Raw genomic sequence first — 17,766 nt, 5'->3', positions numbered from 1 at the left:
CGACGCTCGCGGCATGGACGTGGTGCAGGTGGACAGATTCGGCGGACCCGAGGTGCTGCGGTCCGCGACCGTCGCGGACCCGACGCCCGGACCGGGCGAGGCGGTGATCGAGGTGACGGCGTCCGACGTGATGTTCCTGGACACGCTACTGCGCTCGGGCTGGGGCGAGGACTTCTTCCCCGTCCGCCCGCCGTACGTGCCCGGCAGCGGGGTCGTCGGGCGGGCCGCGGGACGGCGGGTCGTCGCCGACACCAAGCAGGACGTCGGCGGCGCGGAGATCCCGGTCGGCGGCTACGCGCAGCGGGCCGTCGTGGCGGAGTCCGAGCTGATCCCGGTGCCCGGCGCGCTGACCGACCAGCAGGCGGTGGCACTGCTGCACGACGGCCCGACGCTGCAGTCGCTGCTCGACGCCGTCGGGACGCCTTCCCGCGTGCTCGTGGCCGCGGCGGCCGGCGGCGCGGGGGTGCTGCTGGTGCAGGAGCTGGTGCGCCGGGGCGTGCAGGTCGTCGCGGCCGCGCGCGGGGAGGCGAAGACGTCGCTGCTGCGGACGCTCGGCGCGGCGGAGGTCGTCGACTACGGCGAGGCGTCGTGGACGGGGTCGGTGGCCCCGGTCGACGCGGTGCTCGACGGCGCCGGTGGCGCGCTGGGCCGGGCGGCGTCCGGGCTGGTCGCCGACGGCGGCCGCTTCGTCTCCTACGGGACCGCGGGCGGGGAGTTCGCGTCCCCGGATCCCGACCAGGCCGCCCGCCGCCGGATCACCGTGATCGGGCTGACCGACCTCCCCCGCCTCGACCGCGCCACCCGCCGCGCCGCCGTCGAGAGGACGCTGGCCGAGGCCGCCGCGGGTCGGTACCGCCCGGTGATCGGCCAGACCTTCCCGCTGTCCCGGGCCGCCGACGCCCACGCCGCCATCGCCGCCCGGACGACGGTGGGGAAGACGCTGCTGGTGCCGTAGGCGGGGGTGGCGACCCGTGTCCTCGGGAAGCCGGTGCTACTTGGCGGGGAGCGGGGGGAGGGCGGCGACGACCCGCTCGGCCACTCGCTGGGCCCGGCCGCACGGGTCGTCAGGCCGCCCGTCGGGGCGGAACTCGTACTCCGAATAATCGACGATGAAGCCCTGGTCCTGGGCGGTCCCGACCGTGACCGAGCAGGACACGGAATCCGGAGAGCTTTGCTCGACCGCCGCCGGCAGCCCGCCGATGACCACCTCTCGGAACAGCGGGAACTGGCGTACGCGATACGTATCGACGAGCACGTCCCGAGCAGCAACGACCGTGAGCGACACCGAGCGATCGCCCGTCGAACCGCGGCGAACGCACCAGCGATCGCCGGTCGGTGCCGTCTCGGCGACCCCGATCGATGAGATTCCCATGGTGTCCCAGTCGGGCGCCGTCAGCGGCCCCGTACACGGGTCATTGCCGAATGAACGCACATCGCGAGGCGCGGCCACGGTGGGAGCGCCGAATCGTGGATCAGGCGGCGCCGGCGGCGGGGCCTGCTGGGTCGCACACGCTGCGAGGAGCACGACCAGGCCCACCAGCGCACTTGTCCGGATCATGAGCGGCGGTATCGCGACTCGGCCTCCGCCTCAGCCTGCTGATACATCTCAAAGCCGACCCGCAACTGCTCGATCAATCTCGAGATCTCGTCGATGCCCTGCTCGAGGGCGACAGCCAAGGAGCCAGGGCCCTCAGATGCTTTCAGCCCCAGCACCCTCGCGGCGTCGATGGACACCTGATCGTTGGCCGGCGGATCGATGTGAGCGAGGAGACGAGCGGCCTTCTTGATGCTCTCCAGCTCACCCCGAGCCTGTTCCAACTCCCGGATCGCCTCGGGCGCCCGGGTGATGTCGACGGTGAAGGCCCCGCCACCCACGGGCAGGGGCTGGGTCATGAGCCGTCCCTCCTCCACCTCGCCGACGGCCCCCACGCTAGCGATCACCGCGCCATGCCGGGTGCGGTTCCGCCAACCTCGCGCTCACCGCTCCGCGTCGTGGACCAGGAGCGCGATCTGCGTGCGGTTCTCGAGGTCGAGCTTCGCCAGCACGTGGGACACGTGCGCCTTGACCGTCGACAGGCTCATGTACGCCTCGGACGCGATCTCGGCGTTCGACCGGCCGCGCGCGATCGCCACCGCCACGTCGTGCTCGCGCTCGCTCAGCCGGCGCAGGGCCGCGCGCGCCCGCTCGCGGCTGGTCTCGTCGGCGCCGGCCCGGTCCATGAGGCGGCGGGTGACGGTCGGCGACAGCATCGGGTCGCCGGCCGCGACGCGGTGCACGGCCTCGACGATCTGCGCGGGCGCCGTGTCCTTGAGCAGGAACCCGCTCGCGCCCGCGCGCAGGGCGTGCAGGACGTTCTCGTCGCTGTCGAAGGTCGTGAGCACGAGGACCTCGGGCGGGTCGGAGCGCTCCCGCAGCCGCTTCGTCGCCGCCAGCCCGCCGACGCGCGACATGCGGAGGTCCATGAGCACGACGTGCGGGGCGTGGGCGTCGACGAGGGCGGGCACCTCGTCGCCGTCCGCGGCCTCGCCCACCACGCGGAGACCGTCGGCGCCGTCGAGCATCATCGTCAGCGCCCCGCGCACGAGGGCGTCGTCGTCGACGACGAGCACACGGATCTCGTCCGGCGAGCTCACGGCGGCCACGGTAGTTCGGCCGCGAGGCGGAAGTCGCCGTCGGCGGTCGTGCCGTGGTCGAGGCGCCCGCCCACCGACGCGGCGCGCTCGGCGAGGCCGACGAGGCCGGTGCCGCGACGGTCGGAGGTCGACGGCCCGGACGGCAGCCGGTTGCGGAGCTCGACCCGCAGCGCCTCGCCCGCCTCCCCCTCGACGACCACGCGCACCGGCAACCCTGCGGCGTGGCGGCGCGCGTTCGTCAGCCCCTCCTGGACGATGCGGTAGGCGGTGCGGCCGAGGGTCTCCGGTGGCGTGCCCTCGGTGCGGTCGTCGAGCTCGACGGCGAGCCCGGCGTCCCGGGACTCGCCGACCAGCGCTGGCAGCCCCGCGAGCGTCGGCTGCGGCCGAGCCTCCCCGTCCGAGCTGCCGGACCCGCCGGAGCCCCCGGCGCTGCCGACCAGGTCGTCGGCGCGCAGCACCCCGATGACCTCCCGCAGCTCCTCCAGCGCCTGGTGCACCCCGGCGCGCACGACTCCGGCTGCGTGGGCGATCTGCTCCGCGGGCGCGTCGGGCCGGTACTCGAGCGCCCCGGCGGACGCGGCGACCAGCGAGAGCCGGTGCCCGAGGACGTCGTGCATCTCGCGCGCGATCATCGTGCGCTCCTGCCGGCGGGCAGCGGCGACGCGCTCCGCCTGCTCCTCCTCGGCGCGCCGCTCCCGCTCGCAGCGCGCGACGTGTCGGAGCCGGATCAGCGCACCCCAGGCGACGAGCGCGGCGTGCACCGCCGCGTCGATCACGAGGAACCAGCCGTAGGGCAGGCCCGGGATCGGGCGCAGGATCCCCAGGAGTGCGTGGGCGACCGCGCTGGCCGCCGCCACCCCGACCGCGACCGGCAACGGCCGCTGCGACGCCACCCTGAGCACGGCGATCGACGCCGCCGGCGTCCCCGCGGGGGACACCGCGGCCAGCGCGGCCATGGCCAGCGCTCCGGGCACGGGCCAGCGGATCAGCACCGGCACCAGCACGCAGGCGGCGAGGACGACGCCACCGTCGGCGACGATCGACGCGAACGAGGCCCCGGTGTCGGACCGGCTGACCAGCGTCAGTCCGCCGAGGACGGCGACGACGAGCAGCACCGACAGCGCGTCCCACCGTCTCGCGTACCGATCAGCCGGTGCCTCCTCGTCCATGTCGCGGAGAGTAGGTGGGCGGGCACGGCCCCCACATCCGACCGAAGTCGAGCCGACGTCGACCATCGGCCGCCCGGGACCGCCGAACGGACCCGGGCCGACCGGTGGCGGCGAGCGCGTCAGCCCGCGCCCGCCAGCACCGTCTTCATGTGGTCGATCACGGTGTTGTGCTCCTGCGCGGGACTGAACAGGATGATCTCCGCGTCGCGCTCGACGCGGACCGAGTGCCCGGGCGGCCAGTAGAAGAGGTCGCCGCCGTGGATCGTCTCGGTGGCCCCGTCGGCGTAGGTGACGACCACCTCGCCCGACATCAGGTAGCCCCAGTGCGGGGCGTGGCAGCTGTTGGACGGCAGCCCCTGGAGCAGCGGGGCGATGTCGGTGCCCGCACCCAGCGAGAACCACTCGGCGGCGAGCGACCCGTATCCCGAGACGTCGCCGAATCCGCTGATCTGCCGAGCCGTCGCGCCCGGCACGTCCATGATGACCGACAGGTCCTCTCGGCGGATACGCACGACGTCACCGTGCGCCGGTCGTCGCGGTCTGCCCGCGCAGGGCCTTGATGTCCTCGGCGGTCATGAGCTTGCCGCCGATGCCCCACTCGCCGCTGGCGACGTCCTGGACGGTCACCCAGGTGGCCCCGCGCATGGCCTCGCCCTCGACGCCGATCATCGCCTCGGTGACGGCCCTGACCATCTCGGCCTTCTCCTCGGTGTCGAACACTCCGTCGATCACCTTGATCTCCACGAACGGCATGGCGTTCCTCCTCGGTCCCTCGGGCCGGGGTCCCGACCGCTGTGACACGAAGGGTCACCGACCTCCCTGACAAACCCGTATCGATCGGCTGACGAGTCTTCGGTGAGGTGTCGCGCTACGTCACCATCAGCAGGGTGGAGTGCCGTGTGCTGGGGCCTGTCGAGGTGGTCCGCGGCGGCACGGTCGTGGCCGTCGGCGGGGCGAAGCCGCGGCTGCTGCTCGGCGTGCTGCTCGCCCACCGCGGCCGGGTGGTGCCGCTCGACCGGCTCGCCGATGCGCTCTGGGGGTCGTCGCCGCCGTCGACCGCGCTGGCCACGGTGCAGACCCACGTCTCGCGGCTGCGCCGGGTCCTCGATGACACGCCGGGCGGGCCGCGGGTGGAGACCTGCGCGCCGGGTTACCGCCTCACCGCTCCTGACGACGCCGTCGACGCCGCGCGCTTCGAGGCCGGGCTCGCCCGTGCCCAGGCCCTGCTGGCGACCGATCCGCGGGGCGCTCGGGACGAGGCCGAGGCCGCGCTGGCCGAATGGCGCGGGCCGGCGTTCGTCGAGTTCTCCGCTGAGGAGGCCGTCCGTACCGAGGCCGCGCGGCTCGACGAGCTGCGGACGGTGGCCCAGGAGCTCGCCGTCGACGCCCGGCTGGCGTGCGGGGAGCACCGCGGGGTCGTCGGGATGCTCGAGGCGCTGGTCGACGAGCACGCCCTGCGGGAGCGGTTCTGGGCCCAGCTGATGACCGCTCTCGCGCGCAGCGGGCGCCAGGCCGAGGCGCTGCGCCGGGCCCAGGAGCTACGTCGCATGCTGCGCGACGAGCTGGGACTCGACCCGTCGCCCGCGATCCGGGCCCTGGAACGCGACATCCTCACCGAGCGCGAGGGCCTCGTCCACGACGCTCCCGCCACGGCCCCAACAGCGCCGGTGTCGCCGCGGCACGACGAGCTCCTGGGCCGTGACGACCAGCTCGCCCTCGTCCGCGGGCTCCTCGCCGACGGCCGGTTGGTCACGATCACCGGGCCGGGTGGCGTCGGCAAGACCCGCCTCGCCCTCGAGCTCGCCGCGACGACGGGCACGGCGGACGGCGTCCGGGTCGTCGAGCTGGCGCCGGTGCACGGGTCGAGCTCGGTCACCGGGGCCGTCGCCGGTGCTCTCGAGCTGCAACGTCGCCCGGAGCGCTCGCTGGAGGACTCAATCGTCGACGTGCTCGCCGGACGATCGCTGCTGCTGGTGCTCGACAACTGCGAGCACGTCCTCGACGGCGTCGCCCCGCTGGTCGGCCGGGTGCTGCGGCACTGCCCGACGATGCGGGTGCTGGCCACCAGCCGGGAACCGGTCGGCCTGCCCGGGGAGATCACGTGGTCGCTCCCGCCGCTGCCGGTCCCGGCGTCGAGCGAGGTGACGCTCACCGAGCTGCGCGACAGCTCGAGCGTCGCCCTGTTCGCCGTGCGCGCCTGCGCGGCACGGCCCGGCTTCGTCGTCGACGAGTCCAACCGCCGCGAGGTGGCCGAGATCTGCCGGCGGCTGGACGGGGTGCCGCTGGCCCTCGAGCTCGCGGCCGCCCGGGTGCGCTCCTTGACCTGCGCGGACCTCGCCGACCGGCTGGACGAACGGTTCCGGCTGCTGGCAGGCATCCGCGGGCGGGACCCGCGCCACCACGCGCTCGTCGACGTCGTGACCTGGTCCTACGACCTGCTCACGGACGCGGAGCAGGAGCTGTTCGCCCGCCTGTCGGTGTTCGCGGGCGCGTTCGACCTGCCGCGCGTGGAGGACGTGTGCGCCGGCAGAGTCCTCGACCGCGGCGACGTCGCCGTCGTGCTGGCCGGGCTGGTCGACAAGTCGATGGTGGTCGCGACCGAGTCCGCCGGTCGCATGCGCTACAGGCTGCTGGAGACGCTGCGCGCGTTCGGCCGGGCCCGGCTCGAGGAGCACGGCGACACGGCCGTGTGGCGGCGGGCGCACGCGGCGTCCTACCTGCGCTCGGCGCGCGCGGCGGCCGAGGAGCTCCACGGAGCCCGCGAGGTCGACGGCGTCCGCTCCTTCGAGCGCGACCTCGAGGACCTGCGGGAGGCGGTCCGTCGCAGCCTCGCCCTCGCCGCCGACGGGACGAGCACCGCCGATCTCGACACGGCGATGGGTCTGGTCGCCGCGGTCCGCGAGTTCGGCATCCGCACCCTGCGCGGGGAGGTGTTCCGCTGGGCGGCGGCCGCGTCGGCGGTGCCGGGCGCGCCGGGACGGCCGCTCTACGCCGTCGTCCGGGCGGTCGTGGGGTACGGCAGCTTCGTCCGCGGCGCCCTCGCCGAAGCCGTCGAGCAGGCCCAGGAGGCCGAGGAGGCGGCCGGACGCCTCGGCGTGCCGACCCTCGGGCTGGCCGAACGCGTCGCCGGCAACGCGCTGTTCTACCTCGGGTACCCCGACGCAGCGGTGCGGGCGATGGACCGGATGGTCGCGGCGGCGGAGGCGACGGGCGTCGACGGCCTGATCGCGCACGCGTCCTACATGTCCTCCGTGGCGCGGACGAGTACCGGCGGCGCCGGAGCGCTGGGAGCGGCGGCCGCGGCCCGGCGTGCCGCGGTCCGGTGTGGCAACCCGACCGCGCTCGCGATGGCCGACTACGCCGAAGGGCTCGCCCGGGAGCGCACCGACCCCGATCGGGCCGTCGCGCTGCTGCAGGAGAGCGCGGAGCTCGCCGCGTCGGTCGACCACCGATGGCTGCACGCGTTCGCCCGCACCGAGGAGCTCTCGGTGCGGGCGAAGCGTGGCGAGCTGGACGCTGCCGTCGTCGGGTTCCGCGACGTCGTCGACACCTGGTTCCGCGGCGGGGACTGGGCGAACCAGTGGCTCTCGCTGCGTCACCTCTTCGGCGTCTTCGTCGCGCTCGGCGAGGACGAGCTCGCGGCCCTGCTGCACGGGGCGATCCAGGCCGCGGGTGCCACCACAGCCCTGCCCTTCGAGCCCGCCGACGCCGCCGACATCCAGGAGATGGTCGACGTGCTGCGGGACCGGCTGCCCGGGTTCGACGCCGTGGTGGCGCGCGGCGGGGCGCTGCCCGATGCCGAGGTCGTCCGGTTGACGCTCGAACGCCTCGACGCGGGGAGGCGTCAGGACCGGGCCGTGTTGGCGTGCACGGCGTCGCGGACGTACGGCGCCAGCCCGGGCGCGAGGTCCTCGTAGGTCTTCGTGAACCGCGGGTCGGAGACATACATGTCGGAGATGCAGGCGTGCATCTCCGGCGGGCAGTCGTAGAACCACCGGCTGATGTGCTGCCGATGGGCCTCGGCCACGTCCATCGCGCGCTCGCCGTCGGCGGGCTCGCCGGCCTGCAGGGCCGCGACGAACCGGGCGTTGACCTCGTCCATCTCGGCCTTCATCGCCTGCCAGTCGGCCTTCGTGTAGCCCGCCGTGCGCCTCTGGGACTGCCGCCACGCCTCCGTGTCGCCCCAGCGCTCCTGCGCCTCCTGCTGGTACTCCTCCTTGAAGCCCTCACCGAACAGCTCGCGCTGCTCCTCGGGCGTGAGCTGGATTCCGGACACCTCTGCCTCCAGGGCTCGGTCGATGGCCGTGACGAGCTCGGTCAGCTCGTCCAGCCGGGACATGACCTCGGCCCGCTGCCGACGCAGGTGCGCGGCGACGTCGGCCTCGGGGTCGTCGAGGAGGACCGCGACCTCCTCGAGCGCGAACCCGAGCCGCCGGTAGACGACGACGTGCTGCAGCCGCACGAGGTCGTCCGGGGTGTAGAGCCGGTACCCCGCTGCACTGCGACGGCTTGGGCGCAGGAGCCCGATCTCGTCGTAGTGGTGCAGGGTCCGCACCGTCACCCCGGAGCGCTCGGCGACCTGTCCCACCGTCCAGGTGGTGGTCGTCCCCGCTGCCGTCTCGGTCATGGGACCACCGTGGAGCCTCTCGTCGCGTGAGGGTCAAGCACGATCCACGCTAGGGCAGCAGGAGCGTCGAGTCGCCGAACTCGTGCCACAGGTAGCGCGCCGCGACCGCCGCCGCGTACGCCCGCCCGACCAGCGCCGGGCCCGCGACAGCTTCAAGCAACGCCAGGTGGCTCGCCTCCGGCTCGTGCAGCCCGGAGATCAGCCCCGTGACGGTGCGGGCGGGGCGGTCGGCGCCGAGGACGAGATCGGTCCACCCGCGTCCCGGGGACACGGTCCCGTCGGGCGCGGCCACGGTCTCGAGCGCTCGCACGACCGTCGTCCCGACCGCGACGACCCGCGACCCGGCCTCACGCGCCGAGTTCACCAACCGGGCCGTCGCCGCCGGCACCACGAAGCGCTCGGGCGTCGGCGGCTCGTGCTTCTCGGGACTCGAGACCCCGGCGTGCAGCACCAGCGGCGCCACCGTGATCCCGCGCGCCATCAGCCGCACGAGCAGGCGCTCCGACAGCGGCCGCCCCGCGCTCGGCATCTCCGCGCTGCCCGGCACGGTGGCGTAGACGGTCTGGTGGTCGGCCAGCGGGAACCGGCCGGCGAGGTGCCCGTAGGCGATGGGCCGGCCGTACGTCGCGAGGTAGCCCGCGAGCCCGACCGGCGGCCACGGCCGCGCCCGCCACAGCCGCCGCGGTGCGTGCTCGTCGGGGTAGGGCGCGACGAGCGTGAGGACGAGCCCGGGCGGGCCGATCCGGTCGCCCACGGCCACGTCGGTCTCGGGCCCGTCGGGGCGGCGCGGTTCGACGACCCAGTCGCCGTCGTCGAGCGCCGTCGCGACGTGCAGCGTCATCGCCCGCCCGTCCTGGTGCCGGACGTCGAGCGCGGCCGGCAGCGTCGCGGAGGTGTTGACGACGAGCAGGTCGCCGGGGTCGAGGACGCTGTCGAGCTCGTCGAACCGCCGGTGCTCGACGGCCCCGGGCCGCGCGACGAGCAGCCGCACCCCGTCGCGCGCGAGCCCGCGGTGCTCCGGGGGCTCGTGCGCCTCGGCGTCGGCGGGGAGGACGAAGCGGGTGAGGGGGACGACGGAGACGGAGCGCCGCGGAGCTCGACCGTCGACGACGCTCACGACGTCACCACCAGGTCCGCGGCGCGGTGCCGGCCGCTCGGCCGGTCGCCGTCGATGAGCGCGCGCAGGGCCGGGACGACGGTCTCGGGCTCCGGGCGGTCGCTGATGTCCTCGCCCGGGAAGGCCTCCTGGTGCATGACGGTGCGCATGTCGCCGGGGTCGACGACGTGCACGCGCCACTGGGGGTTCTCGACGGCCAGGACCGAGGACAGGAACTCCAGCGCCGCCTTCGACGTGCCGTAGCCGCCCCAGCCCGCCATCGGCTCGGCCCCGGCGTCCGAGGTGATCGCGAGGATGCGCGCCCCGGGCCGCAGCAGCGACCGCAGGGCCTGGACCAGCCCGAGCGGCGCGACGACGTTGACGCGCAGCACCTGTTCGAGCACGTCGAGGGGGTAGTCGGCGAGCGCGGGCTGCGGGCTGGGCCCGAGCAGGCTCGCGTTGAGGACGAGGACGTCGAGGCCGCCGAGGTCGTCGGCGGCCTCCGCGAGGGCGGTGCGGTGCGCGGGGTCGGTGACGTCGCCGGGGACGTCGACGACGCCGGGCAGGCCGGCGACGGCGTCGGCGAGCGCGTCGCCGTGGCGGGCGTCGACGACGACCCGCCAGCCGTCCCGGGCGAGGTCGGCGGTGAGGGCGCGACCCAGTCCGCGGGAGGCGCCGGTGATGAGGGCCGTGGGCCGGTGTTCGTTCACCCCACCGACGGTGCGACCTCAACGACGCTGCAGGTCAAGCGGCGGTTCCTCCCGCCCTCGCCGCGCAGTAGCGTCGCCGGGACGGAGGCGCACACATGGACATACGAGAACTCCGCTATGTGGTGACGCTCGCGGAGGAGCGGCACTTCCGGAAGGCGGCGGAGCGGCACTACATCGCGCCGCAGGCCTTCGGGCGGCACGTCCGCGCCCTGGAGAAGGAGGTCGGCGCGCGCCTGTTCGACCGCACCAGCCGGCGGGTCGACCTCACGCCCGCGGGCACCCGGCTGGTCGAGCGGGCCCGCGACGTGCTGGCCCGCGTCGACGACCTCGCCGCCGCCGTCCGCGACGCGCCGCCGGCACCCGACGACGCCGTCGTGCGCGTCGGCGTCCTGGGCTTCGGGGCGGCCGACCGGTGGCCCGCGCTGCGCGAGCTCGTCACCGCCCAGCTGCCGGGGCGCACGCTCGTGCACATCGAGCTGGACTGGGACACGCAGTACGAGGCGGTGCGGGTCGGCGACGTCGACGTCGCCCTGATCCACGACGTCGGACCGGTGGACGGCGTGCGCCTCGACCGGCTGTTCGCGACCCCGCGCGTCGCCGTCGTCCCCGCCTCCTCCCCGCTCGCCGACGCCGACCGCCTCGACGAGTGCGACGTGGACGGCCGGCCCTGGGTGGCCGTGTCCGGGCGCCACCCGGGCCTCGGCCGGTGGGCGGGCGTCACCGGGCAGGCGTCGCGGCGCAGCCCGGTCGTGCGCACCCCGGCCGCCATCCCGGCGGCCGTGGCGACGTCGGGGATGCTCGGCGTTCACGGCGAGCTCGCCGAGCGCTACTTCCCGCGTCCCGACGTCTGCTTCGTGCCGCTCGCGGGCGAGGACGCCCAGGTCTCGGTGGCCACGCGCCCCGACGACGACTCGCGCACGGCCCTCGCGTTCCGGCAGGCCGCGGACCTGCTCGCGGTCACCTGAGTCAAGGCCCAATCGCAACCGTTTCGGCACGTGATCCGGCGCCGGGAGCCCGCCACGGTGGGGCCACGACCCCGACGACTCCTCGACGACGTGGAGGCCCGCCATGCCCCGCCGGCTCAGCGACCACTTCGGCCACCTCTTCCCGACCACCGCGGTGGGCTCCTACCCGCGCCCGAAGTGGAACACCTTCGACCTCGGTGGCGAGGACATCCGCGTGGCCCTGCGCCGCGGCGACTTCGCCGAGGCGTTCAGCGACGGCGTGCGGGCGATGATCGGCGACCAGGTCGCCGTCGGTCTCGACCTCCCCACCGACGGCCACCTCTGGTACGACCGCCACGAGGGCTTCATCTCCTCGTTCCTGCTCTACCCGAGCTACCACCTCGACGGCATCACGGTGGAGCCCGCGCCGAACCACATGGTCACGGCCCTGGGCCGGGAGGGCACCGCGGCGTTCGCCAACACGTGGAACGAGGTCGCCGTCGACGGCCCGATCGGCCGCGGCACGATGCACCTCGCCGACCTGTGGAGCGCCGCGCGCGCCGTGAGCCCGCGCACCGTGAAGTTCTGCAGCGGCATGGGCCCGGCCAACCTCGCCGGCTGGCTCACCGACCGCCACTACCACGACAAGAAGGCCCTCTACGCCGACCTCGCGGACGCCTACAACGCCGAGTTCAAGGACGCCGTCGCCGCGGGCGTGGAGATCCTGCAGCTCGACGACGTCGGCTTCACGCTGCACGCCCCGGAGGACTACCCGCTGGTCGTCGAGACCCTGAACCGCGCGCTCGACGGCGTCGACGCCCTGCGCGTGTTCCACATCTGCCACCTCGGCAGCGGCGCGCAGATCGGCATCACGCCCTACGCCGGCTTCCACGAGCTCGTCGCGAACGACCTGCAGGTCGACGCCGTCGAGTACGCCTTCGCCGAGACCGGCTTCCCCGACGACGACTTCGCCCTCTGGTCGCGCTACCCCAGCGACAAGGGTCTCGGCATCGGGTGCATCGACATCAAGCGCCTCGTCGTCGAGACCCCCGACCACATCGTCGCCGGCGTCCGCAAGGCGCTCGAGCACGTGCCCGCCGAGCGCATCCACCTCACGACCGACTGCGGCATGTTCTCCCTCCCGCGCCCGCTCGCCCGTGCCAAGCTCGAGTCGATGACCCTTGCCGCCGAGCAGCTGCGCGCCGAGGTCGCTTGATGCGCTGGAGCACCTTCCGCGCCGGGGACGGCGGCGAGCAGGTCGGGCTGTGGCGCGACGACCGCCTCCACCCCGTCCCGGGGGCGTCGTCGCTGCTCGAGCTGATCACCGACGGTCGGTTGACCGACGCCGCGGCGCAGGTCGGCGAGGCCGTCGACGGGGTCACCCTGCTCGCCCCGATCCCCCGCCCGCCCTCGATCCGCGACTTCATGGCGTTCGAGGAGCACGTCGTGACGGCGAGCGCGGCGATCGGGCTGGAGGTCGACCCGCTCTGGTACGAGCAACCCTGCTTCTACTTCACCAACCCGGCGTCGCTGCGCGGGCCGCACGACGACGTCGCGGTCCCGCCGGGCAGCCGGGCGCTCGACTACGAGCTGGAGATCGCGGCGGTGATCGGCCGCGAGGGCAGCGACCTGTCGCCCGACGAGGCCGGCGACCACATCGCGGGCTACGTGCTGTTCTGCGACTGGAGCGCCCGGGACCTGCAGGGCACCGAGATGAAGCTCAACCTCGGCCCGGCCAAGGGCAAGGACTTCGCGTCGAGCTGCGGGCCGTGGATGGTCACGCCCGACGAGCTGGTGGCGTCGGCGGCGATGTCCGCGTCGGTGAACGACCGGCCGTGCAGCGCCGGCCGTCTCGACGCCCTGTACTGGAGCTTCGCCCAGATGATCGCCTACGCCTCCCGCGGCACGCGGGTCGTGCCCGGCGACCTCATCGGCTCGGGGACGGTCGGCACCGGCTGCCTGCTCGAGCTCTCCCGGGTCCACGGCAGCGACGCCTATCCCTGGCTGGAGCCCGGCGACCGCGTCCACCTCGAGGCCGAGGGGCTCGGCGCGATCGACGCCGCCATCGTCCCCGGCGCCGCCCCGATCCCGTTGCGTTGAGAGGACCGAGATGAGCAGTCGTACCGACGACATCACCGTGCCCGGGCCGCCGCGGTGCGAGGAGGTCTCCGACGGCATCCACGCCTACGTCCAGCCCGACGGGACGTGGTGGATCAACAACACGGGCTTCGTGGTCGGCCCGCAGGGCGTGCTCGCGATCGACTCCTGCTCGACCGAGCGCCGCACGCGCGCGTTCCTCGACACGATCGCGTCCGTCACCGACCGGCCCGTGCGCACGCTGGTGAACACGCACCACCACGGCGACCACACCTTCGGCAACGCCCTGTTCGGCGGCGCCGCGATCGTCGCGCACGAGCGGACCCGCGCCGAGGCGCTCGCGTTCGGCCCGGCCCGGGAGCTGCCGTACTGGCACAACCCGGAGTGGGGCGACCTGCCCCTCGAGCCGCCCTTCGTCACCTACACCGACCGGGTGGCCGTCCACGCCGGCGACCTGCGCGCCGACGTCCTGTACGTCGGCACCCCCGCGCACACGACCAACGACTCGCTCGTCTGGTTCCCCGAGCGCTCGACGCTCTTCTGCGGCGACCTGATCTTCAACGGTGGCACGCCGTTCCTGCTCATGGGCTCGGTGACGGGCGCGATCGAGGTGCTCGAGAACGTCGTCGCACCGCTCGCGGCGCGGACGACCGTGCCCGGCCACGGCCCCGTCTTCCACGACCGCGCGCCGCTCGACGCGACGCTGGACTACCTGCGGTTCGTGCTCGACGTGGCCGAGCGCGGCCGCGCCGCCGGCGTCACCCCGCTGCAGGCCGCCCGCGACACCGACCTCGGCCGCTTCACCGACTGGCCCGACGCCGAGCGCATCGTCGGCAACCTCCACCGGGCTTACGCGGAGCTCGACGGGCTGGAGCGGGGCGGGCAGATCGACGTCTTCGGGGCGCTCGACGACATGGTCACCTACCACGGCGGCCCGCTGACCTGCTTCGCCTGAGCAGGACGCTCCGGGTCCCGCAGCATCGGTCCTGGGGTGCTCCGTCCCGGCGCGCTGCGTCCGGCTCGCGCTGCGTGATCGAGCCGCCGTCGGAGGTCCTCGCCGTCGCCGAGGTGCTCTCGCCCGGTAGGCGCCGGACCGACCGCGTCATGATCCTCGACCCGGGCCCGCCGCTCACGCTGACCACGTTCGTGCTCGACGGCGACCTGTACCGCCAGGAGGCGGAGCACCGCGGGCGCGGGGTCGTGGACCTCGGCGCGTCGGTGACGCTCGACCTCGACGCCTGGGCCCGCTGAGGTCCGCGCGCGCGACACACCCCGCTCGGTCCTGCCACCCTGGACGGTGTCGGCAGGGAGGCACGGCATGACGACGATCACCGGCGCGCGGGTGTTCGACGGGACCGACGCGCTCGGCGTCACCGACGTGACGTTCGAGGGCGGGGTCGTCACGGCCGTGGGTCACGGCGCGCGGGACGGCGACGTCGACGGGCGCGGGATGACGCTGCTCCCCGGCCTCATCGATGCCCACGTGCACCTGCGCGGCGCCGGCAACCTCGCCCAGGACCTGCGCTACGGCGTCACCACCGTGCTCGACATGTTCTCCGCGCCGCCGCAGTTCACCGCGATGCTGCGCCGGCGCGCGGCGAAGCACACCGAGGAGGCGGACCTGCGCAGCTGCGGGCTCATGGCCGGCGCCGTCGACGGCTGGCCCGCGGTGATCCTGCCGCCGGACCCCTCCGGCTGGCGCATGCCCGGGCTCTCCGCGCCGGAGGACGCCGAGCAGTTCGTCGCCGACCGGGTCCGCGAGGGCTCCGACTACATCAAGATCTTCGTCGAGAACAGCGCCGACGTCTCCCGGCCGACGTTGAGCCCCGGGACGGTCGCCGCGGTGTGCGCCGCCGCCCACGACCGCGGCCTGCTCACCGTCGCCCACGCCCCGACGCGGTGGGCCTTCCGCACGGCGCTCGACGCCGGCGTCGACGTCCTCACCCACGTCCCGCTGGACGGCCCGATCGAGGACGGGATCGACGACACCGGCCTCACCGGCCTCGTCGTCTGCCCGACGCTCGCGATGATGCGCGCCCGCGCCGACGCCGACAGCACCGCCGAGCTGCTCGCCGACCCGCGCCTCCTCGCCGGCCTCGATCCCGAGGTGGTGACCGCGCTGCGCGCCGGCGACCGGGGCCACCTCCCCGTCAGCGACCGGCCCGGCACCTCCTACGACCACGCGGCCGACAACGTCGCTCGTCTCGCAGAGAGCGGCGCGACGTTGCTCGCCGGCACCGACGCCAACGACGTCCCCGGGCACGCGGCCGCCGTGCTGCACGGCGCGTCGATGCACCTCGAGCTCGCGCTGCTCGCCGCCGCCGGGATGACCCCGCGCGAGGTCCTGCGGGCGGCGACCTCGGTGCCCGCCGACGTGTTCGGCCTCGCCGACCGCGGGCGCATCGCCCCGGGACGGCGCGCCGACCTGCTGCTCGTCGCGGGCGACCCGCTCACCGACATGACCGCCACCCGCGACCTCCGCGGTGTCTGGCGTGCCGGGGTGCGCCTGTCCGGCGTGCGATAGCGCCGTCTCGCGTTCGAGCTAGACAGGCCGAGAGAACGCGAGGCGCGGTCGATCGCGCTGTATCGCCACGTCTTGCGCCGACGCGAGAGACCCCGAGACGATCGTCGACACCGCTGCGGTCGCCTGTGCGGGTGACGACCGGGACCTCCCGGTTCGAGGGTCGGGCAGGGCGGCGACACTCGGGTGGCGGCAGCTCCGGCGAGGGCCGGGAAGGGGCCGGGGAGCTGCCCGGGGGGAGGACCTCGCTTGACCTCGACACAAGATCTCCACGTCGTCCCGACGCTGACGCCGCCGCGGGCGTTCGACGCGGCGTGCCGCATGGTCGTCGACTACCTGGCACGGGTCGTGCCGCTCGACGCCTGGGCCGTCACGCGCGTCGCCGACGGGCACCAGACCATGCTGATCACGGCCGACTCCGGCTACGGGTTCGCGCCCGGCCTCAGCGCGCCGTGGTCCAGCTCGATGTGCCAGTACATGATCGCCGGCGCGGCGCCGCGCATCGTGCCCGACATCCGGGAGATCCCGGACCTCGAGCGCCTCGCCTCCGAGGTCGCGGCACAGGGGATACAGGTCGGCACCTACGTCGGCACCCCGATCGTCACCGGCGACGGCGTCCTGTTCGGCACCGTGGTCGGGATGAACCGGGAGCCCGTCGGCCCGGAGCTCGTCGCCCAGGAACCTCTGCTCGACCTGCTCTCGAGCCTCCTGTCCTCGGTGCTCGAGGCCGACGCCGCGGCGGTCGACTCGGCGCGCGCCCTCGAGCGCGCGGTCAGCGAGGCCGAGACCGACGCCCTGACCGGCCTGCTCAACCGGCGGGGCTGGGAGCGCTGGATCGCTCGCGAGGACGAGCGCTTCCGGCGGTTCGGCGACCCCGCGTCGGTGGTGCTGCTCGACCTCGACGGCCTCAAGGCCGTCAACGACACCCACGGCCACGACGCGGGCGACCGCCACCTGCGCCACTGCGCGGCGGTCCTGCGCTCGACGATCCGCAGCACCGACCCGCTCGCGCGTCTCGGCGGCGACGAGTTCGCGCTGGTCGCGCAGGTCGGCGTCGAGGACGCGCAGCACCTCGTCGAGCGGCTGCGCGAGGCTCTGGACGCCGCGGGCGTACCGAGCTCCATCGGGGCCGCCGCGTTCACCGTGGCCGGCGGCTTCCCCGGCGCCTGCGCCGAGGCCGACGCCCTGATGTACGCCGACAAGCGCGCCCGGCGCCACGACGGACGCCCGGTGCCCGGTCCCCGTCGCGAGCCCCCGAGCCTCCCGACGGCCTGACGCACCTAGCTCGTGAGCTGCGCCGTCGCCGTGGCCGCGGCGTTGCGGATGTGGCGCACGCAGGCGTCGGCGGCGGCGTCGGCGTCCCGGGCCTCGACGGCGTCGACCACCGCGCGCAGCTCCTCCGCGGCCTCGGCCGGGCGACCCGGCACGGACAGCGACGTCGCGCGCAGCAGCCGCACCCGCGCCTGGAGCCCGGCGAGGGTCTGCTGGAGGGGGCCGCTCGCCGAGCCGTCCATGAGCACCTCGTAGAAGCGGTCCTTGGCGCCGAGGTGGTCACCGCCGTCGGCGGCACTGTCCGCGATCTCGTCGACGGCCGCCCGCAGCGCCCGGACCTGCTCGTCGCCCGCGCGCTGGACGAACCGCCGCACGGCGAGCGCCTCGAGCGACGCCCGCATCTCGTAGATGTCCGCGGCGTCGGACGCGGACAGCGACGTCACCTCGGCCCCGCGCTGCGGGACGACGGTGACCAGCCCCTCGGCGGCGAGCTGGCGGATGACCTCGCGGACCGTGGCCCGGGAGACCCCGAGGTTCTCGGTGAGCTCGCGCTCGATGAGCCGCTCGCCCGGCTTCAGACGCAGGTCGAGGATCGCCTGCCGCACCCGGTCGGTCACCTGCTCGCGCAGCGGCGCGGCGACCCGCGGCAGCGGCTCGGACCCCCACACCGACGACGACACGAGGACCATGGTCCCA

The 17,766-nt window shown here is 74.7% G+C and carries 19 protein-coding genes; 9 read left to right on the top strand and 10 right to left on the bottom strand.

Annotated features, from left to right (window positions below; all coding sequences use genetic code 11):
* Nucleotides 1-13: 13 nt before the first annotated feature.
* Entirely contained in the window at nt 14-955 is a 942-nt protein-coding gene (locus PGB27_RS24755) for a zinc-binding dehydrogenase (RefSeq protein WP_274203102.1), read from the top strand.
* Nucleotides 956-991: 36 nt separating this feature from the next.
* Here the strand turns inward: PGB27_RS24755 and PGB27_RS24750 are convergent, their stop codons facing one another.
* The 6 genes from PGB27_RS24750 to PGB27_RS24725 all read right to left on the bottom strand — a co-directional run bounded on the left by PGB27_RS24750 (nt 992) and on the right by PGB27_RS24725 (nt 4,556).
* Nucleotides 992-1,537 carry a DUF3558 domain-containing protein gene (locus tag PGB27_RS24750; protein WP_274203101.1) on the bottom strand — a complete coding sequence of 182 codons (546 nt, stop codon included), beginning with the start codon at nt 1,535-1,537 and terminating at the stop codon, nt 992-994.
* A gap of 17 nt (nt 1,538-1,554) precedes the next feature.
* Nucleotides 1,555-1,893 (bottom strand): PE domain-containing protein, encoded by a 339-nt coding sequence (locus tag PGB27_RS24745; RefSeq protein ID WP_274203100.1) that lies wholly within the window; start codon nt 1,891-1,893, stop codon nt 1,555-1,557.
* A gap of 84 nt (nt 1,894-1,977) precedes the next feature.
* Nucleotides 1,978-2,643, bottom strand: coding sequence for a response regulator (locus PGB27_RS24740; protein ID WP_274203099.1), 666 nt, complete (start codon nt 2,641-2,643; stop codon nt 1,978-1,980).
* Nucleotides 2,631-3,803 carry a sensor histidine kinase gene (locus tag PGB27_RS24735; protein ID WP_274203098.1) on the bottom strand — a complete coding sequence of 391 codons (1,173 nt, stop codon included), beginning with the start codon at nt 3,801-3,803 and terminating at the stop codon, nt 2,631-2,633. The genes PGB27_RS24740 and PGB27_RS24735 overlap by 13 nt, the downstream gene beginning before the upstream one ends.
* Before the next feature lie 119 nt (nt 3,804-3,922).
* Nucleotides 3,923-4,315, bottom strand: coding sequence for a cupin domain-containing protein (locus tag PGB27_RS24730; protein WP_274203097.1), 393 nt, complete (start codon nt 4,313-4,315; stop codon nt 3,923-3,925).
* Between the two features lie 4 nt (nt 4,316-4,319).
* A complete protein-coding gene (locus tag PGB27_RS24725) occupies nt 4,320-4,556 on the bottom strand; it encodes a tautomerase family protein (protein ID WP_274203096.1) in 237 nt (78 codons plus the stop codon).
* A 146-nt stretch (nt 4,557-4,702) separates the two neighbouring features.
* On the opposite strand from PGB27_RS24725, the gene PGB27_RS24720 reads away from it, so the two are divergent.
* Entirely contained in the window at nt 4,703-7,720 is a 3,018-nt protein-coding gene (locus PGB27_RS24720; RefSeq protein ID WP_274203095.1) for a BTAD domain-containing putative transcriptional regulator, read from the top strand.
* On the opposite strand, the gene PGB27_RS24715 is transcribed toward PGB27_RS24720, so the two are convergent.
* From PGB27_RS24715 to PGB27_RS24705, 3 genes are read right to left on the bottom strand one after another with little or no spacing between them, the layout of a single operon-like run.
* A complete protein-coding gene (locus PGB27_RS24715) occupies nt 7,648-8,430 on the bottom strand; it encodes a MerR family transcriptional regulator (RefSeq protein WP_274203094.1) in 783 nt (260 codons plus the stop codon). The two genes, PGB27_RS24720 and PGB27_RS24715, sit on opposite strands and share 73 nt — an antisense overlap.
* A gap of 49 nt (nt 8,431-8,479) precedes the next feature.
* Nucleotides 8,480-9,547 (bottom strand): S-adenosylmethionine:tRNA ribosyltransferase-isomerase, encoded by a 1,068-nt coding sequence (locus tag PGB27_RS24710; protein ID WP_274203093.1) that lies wholly within the window; start codon nt 9,545-9,547, stop codon nt 8,480-8,482.
* Nucleotides 9,544-10,236 (bottom strand): SDR family NAD(P)-dependent oxidoreductase, encoded by a 693-nt coding sequence (locus tag PGB27_RS24705; protein WP_274203092.1) that lies wholly within the window; start codon nt 10,234-10,236, stop codon nt 9,544-9,546. The genes PGB27_RS24710 and PGB27_RS24705 overlap by 4 nt, the downstream gene beginning before the upstream one ends.
* 95 nt (nt 10,237-10,331) lie before the next feature.
* Here PGB27_RS24705 and PGB27_RS24700 point away from each other — a divergent pair, with 95 nt between their 5' ends.
* The 7 genes from PGB27_RS24700 to PGB27_RS24670 all read left to right on the top strand — a co-directional run bounded on the left by PGB27_RS24700 (nt 10,332) and on the right by PGB27_RS24670 (nt 17,073).
* The gene (locus PGB27_RS24700) at nt 10,332-11,201 is read left to right on the top strand and encodes a LysR family transcriptional regulator (protein ID WP_274203091.1); all 870 of its coding nucleotides are present in this window, start codon (nt 10,332-10,334) and stop codon (nt 11,199-11,201) included.
* Nucleotides 11,202-11,304: 103 nt separating this feature from the next.
* Nucleotides 11,305-12,396 (top strand): hypothetical protein, encoded by a 1,092-nt coding sequence (locus tag PGB27_RS24695; RefSeq protein WP_274203090.1) that lies wholly within the window; start codon nt 11,305-11,307, stop codon nt 12,394-12,396.
* Nucleotides 12,396-13,280 carry a fumarylacetoacetate hydrolase family protein gene (locus PGB27_RS24690; protein WP_274203089.1) on the top strand — a complete coding sequence of 295 codons (885 nt, stop codon included), beginning with the start codon at nt 12,396-12,398 and terminating at the stop codon, nt 13,278-13,280. Before PGB27_RS24695 ends, PGB27_RS24690 begins: the two co-directional genes overlap by 1 nt.
* A gap of 10 nt (nt 13,281-13,290) precedes the next feature.
* Nucleotides 13,291-14,232 carry an MBL fold metallo-hydrolase gene (locus PGB27_RS24685; RefSeq protein ID WP_274203088.1) on the top strand — a complete coding sequence of 314 codons (942 nt, stop codon included), beginning with the start codon at nt 13,291-13,293 and terminating at the stop codon, nt 14,230-14,232.
* 74 nt (nt 14,233-14,306) lie between these two features.
* Nucleotides 14,307-14,528 carry a hypothetical protein gene (locus PGB27_RS24680; protein WP_274203087.1) on the top strand — a complete coding sequence of 74 codons (222 nt, stop codon included), beginning with the start codon at nt 14,307-14,309 and terminating at the stop codon, nt 14,526-14,528.
* A gap of 67 nt (nt 14,529-14,595) precedes the next feature.
* A complete protein-coding gene (locus PGB27_RS24675; protein WP_274203086.1) occupies nt 14,596-15,801 on the top strand; it encodes an amidohydrolase family protein in 1,206 nt (401 codons plus the stop codon).
* A 246-nt stretch (nt 15,802-16,047) separates the two neighbouring features.
* Nucleotides 16,048-17,073, top strand: a complete 1,026-nt coding sequence (locus tag PGB27_RS24670) for a sensor domain-containing diguanylate cyclase (RefSeq protein ID WP_274203085.1) — start codon at nt 16,048-16,050, stop codon at nt 17,071-17,073.
* Nucleotides 17,074-17,078: 5 nt separating this feature from the next.
* Here PGB27_RS24670 and PGB27_RS24665 read toward each other — a convergent pair whose 3' ends face one another.
* Complete coding sequence (locus tag PGB27_RS24665) at nt 17,079-17,759, bottom strand: GntR family transcriptional regulator (protein WP_274203084.1); 681 nt, start codon at nt 17,757-17,759, stop codon at nt 17,079-17,081.
* Between the last annotated feature and the right edge of the window lie 7 nt (nt 17,760-17,766).

It is taken from the genome of Actinomycetospora lemnae, assembly GCF_028737315.1.
GTDB lineage: Bacteria > Actinomycetota > Actinomycetes > Mycobacteriales > Pseudonocardiaceae > Actinomycetospora > Actinomycetospora lemnae.
This window is presented reverse-complemented; position numbering and strand designations above follow the sequence as displayed.

Bases quoted from the DNA above. Each gene is read 5' to 3' on its own strand.
- PGB27_RS24695 (WP_274203090.1), top strand. From the start codon at position 11,305: ATGCCCCGCCGGCTCAGCGACCACTTCGGCCACCTCTTCCCGACCACC.
- PGB27_RS24665 (WP_274203084.1), bottom strand. From the start codon at position 17,759: ATGGTCCTCGTGTCGTCGTCGGTGTGGGGGTCCGAGCCGCTGCCGCGG.
- PGB27_RS24725 (WP_274203096.1), bottom strand. From the start codon at position 4,556: ATGCCGTTCGTGGAGATCAAGGTGATCGACGGAGTGTTCGACACCGAG.
- PGB27_RS24755 (WP_274203102.1), top strand. From the start codon at position 14: ATGGACGTGGTGCAGGTGGACAGATTCGGCGGACCCGAGGTGCTGCGG.
- PGB27_RS24735 (WP_274203098.1), bottom strand. From the start codon at position 3,803: ATGGACGAGGAGGCACCGGCTGATCGGTACGCGAGACGGTGGGACGCG.
- PGB27_RS24685 (WP_274203088.1), top strand. From the start codon at position 13,291: ATGAGCAGTCGTACCGACGACATCACCGTGCCCGGGCCGCCGCGGTGC.
- PGB27_RS24675 (WP_274203086.1), top strand. From the start codon at position 14,596: ATGACGACGATCACCGGCGCGCGGGTGTTCGACGGGACCGACGCGCTC.
- PGB27_RS24745 (WP_274203100.1), bottom strand. From the start codon at position 1,893: ATGACCCAGCCCCTGCCCGTGGGTGGCGGGGCCTTCACCGTCGACATC.
- PGB27_RS24715 (WP_274203094.1), bottom strand. From the start codon at position 8,430: ATGACCGAGACGGCAGCGGGGACGACCACCACCTGGACGGTGGGACAG.
- PGB27_RS24700 (WP_274203091.1), top strand. From the start codon at position 10,332: ATGGACATACGAGAACTCCGCTATGTGGTGACGCTCGCGGAGGAGCGG.
- PGB27_RS24690 (WP_274203089.1), top strand. From the start codon at position 12,396: ATGCGCTGGAGCACCTTCCGCGCCGGGGACGGCGGCGAGCAGGTCGGG.